Source organism: Saccharopolyspora mangrovi (assembly GCF_035320975.1).
GTDB classification, from domain to species: Bacteria; Actinomycetota; Actinomycetes; order Mycobacteriales; family Pseudonocardiaceae; genus Saccharopolyspora; species Saccharopolyspora mangrovi.
The window spans coordinates 36,027-44,220 of the sequence record NZ_JAWLNX010000040.1; the positions used below are offsets into that span (position 1 = coordinate 36,027).

General features: G+C 68.8%; 7 protein-coding genes and 2 riboswitches. Of the genes, 4 read left to right on the forward strand and 3 right to left on the reverse strand.

Annotated features, from left to right (window positions below):
* Positions 1 to 13: 13 nt before the first annotated feature.
* The 3 genes from R4I43_RS33230 to R4I43_RS33240 form a co-directional block, all read right to left on the reverse strand.
* A complete protein-coding gene (locus tag R4I43_RS33230; protein ID WP_324269695.1) occupies positions 14 to 1,204 on the reverse strand; it encodes a Tm-1-like ATP-binding domain-containing protein in 1,191 nt (396 codons plus the stop codon).
* A gap of 122 nt (positions 1,205 to 1,326) precedes the next feature.
* Complete coding sequence (locus R4I43_RS33235; protein ID WP_281459019.1) at positions 1,327 to 1,497, reverse strand: hypothetical protein; 171 nt, start codon at positions 1,495 to 1,497, stop codon at positions 1,327 to 1,329.
* Positions 1,498 to 1,588: 91 nt separating this feature from the next.
* Positions 1,589 to 2,767 (reverse strand): acyl-CoA dehydrogenase family protein, encoded by a 1,179-nt coding sequence (locus tag R4I43_RS33240; protein WP_324269696.1) that lies wholly within the window; start codon positions 2,765 to 2,767, stop codon positions 1,589 to 1,591.
* A gap of 105 nt (positions 2,768 to 2,872) precedes the next feature.
* Here R4I43_RS33240 and R4I43_RS33245 point away from each other — a divergent pair, with 105 nt between their 5' ends.
* The 4 genes from R4I43_RS33245 (at position 2,873) to R4I43_RS33260 (ending at position 7,977) form a co-directional block, all read left to right on the forward strand.
* Entirely contained in the window at positions 2,873 to 3,505 is a 633-nt protein-coding gene (locus R4I43_RS33245; protein WP_324269697.1) for a TetR/AcrR family transcriptional regulator, read from the forward strand.
* 136 nt (positions 3,506 to 3,641) lie between these two features.
* A riboswitch (glycine riboswitch) is annotated at positions 3,642 to 3,738 on the forward strand.
* A 1-nt stretch (position 3,739) separates the two neighbouring features.
* Positions 3,740 to 3,839: riboswitch (glycine riboswitch) on the forward strand.
* 119 nt (positions 3,840 to 3,958) lie between these two features.
* Positions 3,959 to 5,062, forward strand: a complete 1,104-nt coding sequence (gene gcvT / locus R4I43_RS33250; RefSeq protein WP_324269698.1) for a glycine cleavage system aminomethyltransferase GcvT — start codon at positions 3,959 to 3,961, stop codon at positions 5,060 to 5,062.
* A gap of 29 nt (positions 5,063 to 5,091) precedes the next feature.
* Positions 5,092 to 6,372 (forward strand): serine hydroxymethyltransferase, encoded by a 1,281-nt coding sequence (gene glyA / locus R4I43_RS33255; protein WP_324269699.1) that lies wholly within the window; start codon positions 5,092 to 5,094, stop codon positions 6,370 to 6,372.
* 222 nt (positions 6,373 to 6,594) lie between these two features.
* Positions 6,595 to 7,977 (forward strand): amino acid permease, encoded by a 1,383-nt coding sequence (locus R4I43_RS33260; protein WP_324269700.1) that lies wholly within the window; start codon positions 6,595 to 6,597, stop codon positions 7,975 to 7,977.
* The last annotated feature ends 217 nt before the right edge of the window (positions 7,978 to 8,194 follow it).

The window sequence follows — 8,194 nt, forward strand, 5'->3', positions numbered from 1 at the left end:
GTCTCGAATGCCCCTACCGGTCGAGGATTTCACGGAACGCCGCCAGCAGCGCCGTGACGAACTCCTCGTCGTTGACGTTGTGGGCGATCCGCAGCACGCGGCGGTCCTCGGTCTGCTCGACCTCGCGCTCGATGGTGTCGAACAGCGCGGCGTCGGCCTCGGGGTCGTGGAAGGGCTGGTCCGGCGCGTCCAACATGGACACACCGCCGAGCGGCAGCAGGAAGCGGACCGGGCCCTGGCAGGCGTTGAGCTTGCGCGCGATGAACGAGCCGATCTCCCGGCATTCCTCCGGCGTGGTGCGCATCAAGGTGACCTGCGGGTTGTGCACGTAGAGGTTGCGGTCCCGGTAGCGCTCCGGAACCGTCTCCAGCGCACCGAAGTTCACCATGTCCAGCGCTCCGCACGAGCCCACGTAGGGCACCCGGGTGCGGGCGATGGCGTCGAGCCGCTGCTCGCCCGCGCTCATCACGCCCCCGGCGACGAGGTCGCAGACCTCGGTGGTGGTGATGTCCAGGACCGCGCGCACCAGGCCGTCGTCGACGAGCTTCTCCATCGCCCGCCCGCCGGTCCCAGTCGCGTGGAACACCAGCGGGTCGAAGTCGGCCTCCAGCTTCCCGGCCGCGGCGGTCACGCAGGGCGTGGTGACGCCGAACATCGACAGCGCGACGGCGGGTTTGTCCTCGGCCTGCGGCATCGGGTGGCTGAGGGCGCCGAGCAGCGCGTGCGCGGCGTTGGCGAGGATGCGGCGGGAGATCCGGTTCAGCCCGGCGACGTCGGTGACCGACGGGAACATCGCGATGTCGGTGGCGTCGACGTAGCCGGACACGTCACCGGAGGCCACAGTGGACACCATCACCTTGGGCACGCCCACCGGCAGTTCCCGCATCGCCGGGGTGACCAGCGCGGTCCCGCCCGAGCCGCCGAGCCCGATGACGCCGTCGACGTCGCGGCTGCGCAGGAAGTGCGCGAAGGCGGTGGCCATCGCGGTCACCGCCGTCCCCCGGTCGCCGGTGAACACCGCCGCGACACCGCCCGGGTGGTGCCCGGCGACCTGGGCGGCGGAGACGTCGGCACCCGAAGAGCTCTCACCCGTGGTCGACAGGTCCACGGTGACGACGGGATGCCCCCGGGCGATGAGCTCGGCGACGTAGCCCAGTTCCGCGCCCTTGGTGTCGAACGTTCCGGCGACGTGCGCGCTGCCCAATCGCGACCTCCGTGCTGCCCGTCATCGAGAACAACCCGGGAGGCGACTCTACTGTTGATCGCCCCTCCGGCAACAGAAAAACGGCTCCCGGCCGAAGCCGGGAGCCGTCCTGGGTTTTCCGCTCAGTGGTGACCGCCCTGCGAGCCGGATCCACCCTTGCCCGTGAACTTGTTCTTGACCTGGTCGATCTTTTCCTTGTTCTTCGGGTCGGAGGCGTACTTCTTGGCCTGGTCGATCACCTTCTTGCCCTGCGGGCTCTTCGCGAAGTCGGTGACCTTCTTGAACAGCGACATCATCACTCCCGATGCATCGTGGCCGTTGTTCACCAGGGTACCGACAAATCACCCACGACTCACGGATCCCGCCGTGGAACGGGTGGCGAACTCAGCCGAGGACCCCGCTGATGCTGGCGTGACCCTTGAGCACGTTGCGGGCGATGGTGCGGCGCTGGATCTCGTCGGTGCCCTCGAAGATCCGGAGAAGCCGCAGGTCGCGGTACCAGCGCTCGACCGGCAGCTCCTTGGTGTAGCCCATGCCGCCGTGGATCTGCATGACCCGGTCGACGATCTCGTTGGCGCGCGTGGCGCCGAACAGCTTGGCGATGGACTGCGCGTGCCGGGAGTCCATCCCCTGGTCGACCTGCCAGGCGGCCTGCAGGATCAGCCAGCGCAGCGCCTCGATCTCGACCGCGGAGTCGGCGACCATCCACTGGATGGCCTGCCGGTCGGCGATCGGGGCGCCGAAGGTCTCGCGGCTCTTGGCGTACTCCGAGGCCATCTCGACCAGCCGCTCGCAGGCGCCCAGCGCGTGAGCGGGCAGCAGGTAGCGGCCGCGGCCGATCCACTGCATGGCCAGCCCGAACCCGTTGCCGACCTCGCCGAGCACGTTCTCGGCGGGCACCCGGACGTTGTCGAACACCAGCGCGGCCGGCTGGCGCTCGTCGGGGCCCATGATGTCGATCGGCTCGGACTTCCAGCCCATGTCGCGGTCGACGAGGAAGCAGGTGACCCCGCCGTTGGCGCCCTTGTCCCGATCGGTGACGGCGAAGACCATCACGAAGTCGGCGTCGATCCCGCCGGTGATGAAGGTCTTCTCGCCGTTGATGACCCACTCGTCGCCGTCCCGGACGGCGGTGGTGCGCAGGTTCTTCGCGTCCGAACCCGCGCCGGGTTCGGTGATGGCGAAGCAGGACTTGCGGGTGCCCTCGATGGTCGGCAGCAGGTAGCGCTGCTTCTGGTCCTCGTTGGCGTAGTAGAGGATGTTGTCGGCGTAGCCGCCGAAGCGGAACGGCACGTAGGTGCGTCCGAGCTCGACCTCGATCAGCGCCGTCATGACCGCCGAGAGGTTCATCCCGCCGTACTCCTCGGGCGTCTGCACGCCCCAGAACCCGGCGTCCTTGGCCTTGTCCTGCAGTTCGACCAGCTCGTCCTTGCTGAGACCGCGCTGACCCGCCCGCTCCCTGCGCAACACCTCCGGTTCCAGCGGCATGAGCTCCCGCTGGACGAAGTTGCGCACCCAGTCGCGGATGTCGCGCTCGGTGTCGGAGAGCGAGAAGTCGACCATCGCGTCGTTCCTTTCCGTGCAGGCCGGTAACTAACACCGTTAGTTTTATGGCAGCCTAGAACCGTTCCGGCGCACGCCGCAAGGGATTCCGGCGAGGAGAAGACGTTGCCCCGACCCAGCACACCCCGCCTCTCCCCGGACCGCATCCGGAGGACGGGGCTGGAGATCATCGACGCCGAGGGCCTGGAAGCGCTCTCGATGCGCAGGCTGGCCGAACGCCTCGACGTGCGCGCGGCCTCGCTGTACAACCACGTGGCCACCAAGGAAGACCTGCTGCACGAGATCGCCGACGAGGTGATGCGCGAGGTCGACGTCTCCGGGTTCGCCCAGGACTGGATCACCGGACTGCGCACCTGGGCCCGCTCCTACCGCGCGGCCCTGGCCGGCCACCCGAACCTGGTCCCGTTCATCGCCTACGGCCCGGCCCGCCGCGACGCCGCGCTGCGCGCCGCAGACGCCGTGCACGGCGGCCTCACCAGCGCCGGGTGGCCCCAGCGCTACGCCACGATGATCGGCGCCTCGACGAAGTACCTGGTCGTCGGCTCGGCGATGGGGTCGTTCAGCCACGGCTTCCCCGCCGACGCCGCGCTCTACACCAACCGCTACCCGCACCTCAGCAGAGCCCACCTGCTCCACCAGAAGGCCGCCGAGATAGACACGGCCAGCTTCGAGCTCGCCCTCACCGCCCTCATCGACGGCCTCAAGGTCCAACACCAACAACTCACTGCGGAGACCTGACCCGGGGCCCGGCGCGGGCGCGACGGGGTGTCGCACCGGGCCGCTGCGCAAGGGTCGAGATCACTCGGTCTTCCTGTTGACTGGGGGTGAGGCGGTTCGTAGCGTCTGTGAGCGGTACAACCGAATACCGCGCCGATGACGTCTCGCGGGAGAGACCTCGCCCCGGCCGGGCGAGGCGCCGAAGGAGCAATACTCCCCAGTAAACTCTCAGGCACCATTACCGCAGGACACCAGGCGAAACACGGAGAAAAGCAGGAGCATCGCGCTTCTCGCCCACGGTGCAAACCACCCTGCCGGGTGGTGAAACTCTCAGGCCAATGACTCCGGGGAGACCCCGCCCGACCAGCGCAGACCGCGCCGGTCGGGGGTCGAGGCGCCCCGGATAAGGTTGGGCGCGTGAGCTGACCGGCCCTCGACTGCCGACCGGCACGCCCACCCAGGAGGAGTTTCACCATGTCGTCGCCCCGACAGACACCGCTGCACGCGGTGCACGAGTCCCTCGGCGCCACGTTCACCGAGTTCGCCGGCTGGCAGATGCCGCTGCGCTACAGCGGCGACACCGCCGAGCACAACGCCGTGCGCACCGGCGCGGGACTGTTCGACCTCACGCACATGGGCGAGATCCTGATCAGCGGCCGGCAGGCCGCCGAGGCGCTGGACCACGCGCTGGTCGCCAACGCCTCCGCCATCACCCCTGGTCGCGCGCGCTACACCATGATCTGCAACGACTCCGGCGGCGTGCTCGACGACCTGATCGTCTACCGGCTCGCCGAGCAGGAGTTCCTGGTCGTGGCCAACGCCGCCAACGCCGCGGTGGTCTCCGCCGAGCTGGCCGAGCGGGTCTCCGGCTTCGACGCGAAGCACGCCGACGTCTCCGACGACTACGCGCTGATCGCCGTCCAGGGGCCGAACGCGGTGGCGATCCTGGCGCCGCTGACCGACACCGACCTGAGCACCGTCAAGTACTACGCCGGCTACCGCGCGACGGTCGCCGGCAAGGACGTGCTGCTGGCGCGCACCGGCTACACCGGCGAAGACGGCTTCGAGCTGTTCACCGCCCCCGGCGACGCCGTGGCCGTGTGGCAGGCGCTGAGCGAGTCCGGCGCCGAGCACGACCTGCAGCCCGCCGGGCTGTCCTGCCGCGACACGCTGCGGCTGGAAGCGGGCATGCCGCTGTACGGCAACGAGCTCTCCGCCGACCTGACGCCGTACCACGCGAACCTCGGCCGGGTCGTCAAGCTGGACAAGGACGCCGACTTCGTCGGCAAGTCCGCGCTGGCCGCGGTTGCCGAGAAGCCCACGGAGCGCACCCTGGTGGGACTGACCACTGACCAGCGGCGGGCGCCGCGTCACGGCTACCGCGTCCTCGACGCCGACGGCGCCGAGATCGGCGAGGTCACCAGCGGCGCACCGTCCCCGACCCTCGGACACCCGATCGGAATGGCCTACGTCGACCGGGAGCACAGCGAGCCCGGCACGGCGCTGCAGGTCGACATCCGCGGCCGCAACGTCGCGGTGCAGGTCGTCGAGCTGCCGTTCTACCGCCGCAACGCCTGACTCCAGAAAGAAACAGGAGGCACACACTGATGTCGAACCCGGATCTGTTCAACGATGCCCTGGCAGCGGTTGACCCGGAGGTGGCAGCGGCGGTCGGCGCCGAGCTGGGTCGCCAGCAGAACACCCTCGAGATGATCGCCTCGGAGAACTTCGCCCCGCAGGCCGTGCTGCAGGCGCAGGGCTCGGTGCTGACCAACAAGTACGCCGAGGGCTACCCGGGCAAGCGCTACTACGGCGGCTGCGAGCACGTCGACGTCGTCGAGCAGCTGGCCATCGACCGGATCAAGGACCTCTTCGGCGCCAGCTACGCCAACGTGCAGCCGCACTCGGGCGCGCAGGCGAACGCGGCCGCGATGTTCGCGCTGCTCAAGCCGGGCGACACCATCATGGGCCTGGACCTGGCCCACGGCGGTCACCTGACCCACGGCATGCGGATCAACTTCTCCGGCAAGCTCTACAACGTCGTGCCGTACCACGTCTCCGAATCCGACCACCGGGTCGACATGGACGAGGTCGCGCGCCTGGCCCGGGAGAGCAAGCCGCAGCTGATCGTCGCGGGCTGGTCGGCCTACCCGCGCCAGCTGGACTTCAAGCGGTTCCGGGAGATCGCCGACGAGGTCGGCGCCTACCTGATGGTCGACATGGCGCACTTCGCTGGCCTGGTGGCCGCGGGTCTGCACCCGTCGCCGCTGCCGCACGCGCACGTGGTCACCACGACCACGCACAAGACGCTGGGCGGCCCGCGCGGTGGCGTGATCCTGTCCAACGACGAGGAGTTCACCAAGAAGTTCAACTCCGCGGTCTTCCCCGGTCAGCAGGGCGGCCCGCTGGAGCACGTGATCGCGGGCAAGGCGGTGGCCTTCAAGATCGCCGCCGGCGAGGAGTTCAAGGACCGCCAGCGCCGCACCGTCGAGGGCGCCCAGATCCTGGCCGAGCGCCTGCTGGCCGCCGACGCGGCCGAGGCCGGTGTCTCGCTGGTCTCCGGCGGCACCGACGTGCACCTGGTGCTGGTGGACCTGCGCCACTCCGAGCTGGACGGCAAGCAGGCCGAGGACCGGCTGCACGAGATCGGCATCACCGTCAACCGCAACGCCGTGCCGAACGACCCGCGCCCGCCGATGGTCACCTCGGGTCTGCGGATCGGCACCCCGGCGCTGGCCACGCGCGGTTTCGGCAAGGAGGAGTTCACCGAGGTCGCCGAAGTGATCGCGCAGGCCCTCAAGCCGAACTTCGACGAGTCGATCAGCGCCGAGCTGCGCACCCGGGTCGAGGCGCTGGCGGCGAAGCACCCGCTGTACCCGAACCTCTGATCGCCTGAGCGGGAAACGCCGCGTTCCGGTCCACTGTGTCCGGAATGCGGCGTTTTTTCGTGCACGCTCCGGCATGGGGCGAATGCGGGCCGCGAGGTTGCCTTTTCGGTATGTCCCGAACTCTTGCCGCAGGTCGGCGGGCGGGTGGATCATCTCCGCGGACCGACCGGCGGGAACTCGCCGGAGATTTGCGACATTCGTCCACAAAGGAGCAAAACTCCCATGAGCCAGCCAGTGGCCGAGTACAAGAGAGATCTCAGCACCCGGCACATCAACATGATCGCCATCGGTGGTGCGATCGGTGTCGGGTTGTTCCTCGGCTCCGGCAAGGCGCTGAACCAGGTCGGCCCCGGCCTCATCCTGATCTACGCCATCGCCGGCGTGATGATCTTCTTCGTGATGCGGGCGCTCGGCGAGCTGCTGATGTACCGCCCGGTGAGCGGTTCGTTCGCCGAGTACGCGGGCGAGTTCGTCGGCCCGTGGGCCCGCTTCGCGACCGGCTGGGGGTACTGGCTGGTGTGGATCGTGACCGGGATGGCCGAGATCACCGCGGTCGGCGAGTACTTCCAGTTCTGGTTCCCCGAGCTGCCGCAGTGGATTCCCGCGCTCGGCGCCCTGATCGTGCTCAGCGCGGTCAACCTGATCGCGGTGAAGCTCTTCGGCGAGTTCGAGTTCTGGTTCGCCCTGATCAAGGTGCTGGCGATCGTCGGCCTGATCGTGCTGGCCGCCGCGATCCTGGTGTTCGGCTTCTCCGAGGTCGGTGACACCGCCTCGCTGAGCAACATCTGGTCGCAGGGCGGGCTGTTCCCGAACGGCGCCGCGTCCTCGCTGCTGGCCTTCCAGATCGTGATGTTCGCGTTCGTGGGCGTGGAGATGGTCGGCCAGACCGCCAGCGAGAGCTCCGATCCGCAGAAGGTGCTGCCGCGCGCCATCAACTCGGTGATGTGGCGGATCCTGATCTTCTACGTGGGCGCCCTGATCGCGCTGACCGCGCTGGTGCCGTGGCACCAGTTCCCGGCCGACGGCAGCCCGTTCGTGCACGCCTTCACCCTGATCGGCATCCCGGCCGCCGCAGGCGTGATCAACTTCGTGGTGACCACGGCCGCGCTGTCCTCGTGCAACAGCGGCATCTACTCCACCGGCCGCATGCTGCGCACGCTGTCCGAGGACGGGCAGGCGCCACGTGCGCTGGGACAGCTGTCCGGCCGGGCCGTGCCCGCGCGGGCGATCGGCGTGACGTTCTGCGCGATGCTGGTCGGCGTGGTGCTCAACTACGTGGTGCCGGAGCAGGCGTTCACCTACATCACCAGCGCGAGCACGGTCGGCGCCATCTTCACCTGGGGCATGATCGTCGTCGCGCACCTGGGCTACCGCCGCAAGGTCGCCCGCGGCGAGCTGCCCGAGGGCCGCTTCCGGATGCCGCTGGCGCCCTACTCGAACTACGTGGTGCTGGCGTTCCTGGCGTTCGTGGTGATCCTGCTGGCCTTCGACGCCGAGACCCGCATCGCCCTCTACATCACGCCGGTGCTGGCGATCGCGGTCATCGTCGGCTACCTCGCCACCCGCAAGCAGGCCCCGGTCAAGTCCGAGGCACTCCTCCGCTGAGGTGACGCGATTTCAATGAGGTGATCTCAGTAAGGTGCCTGGCAGGGGTGGCCGTGGGGTGATCGGTAGGGGTGGCAGAGGGCCTGCCTGATGGAGTGGGACGTGGGGGCTCCTGGTAGAAGAACTCCGACCAAAGATGATCTTCACCAGGTAAGGCCCCCACGTGATCACCTATCGTGCCATCCTCGATGTTCCTCGTGATCTCGCCCTGTATCTC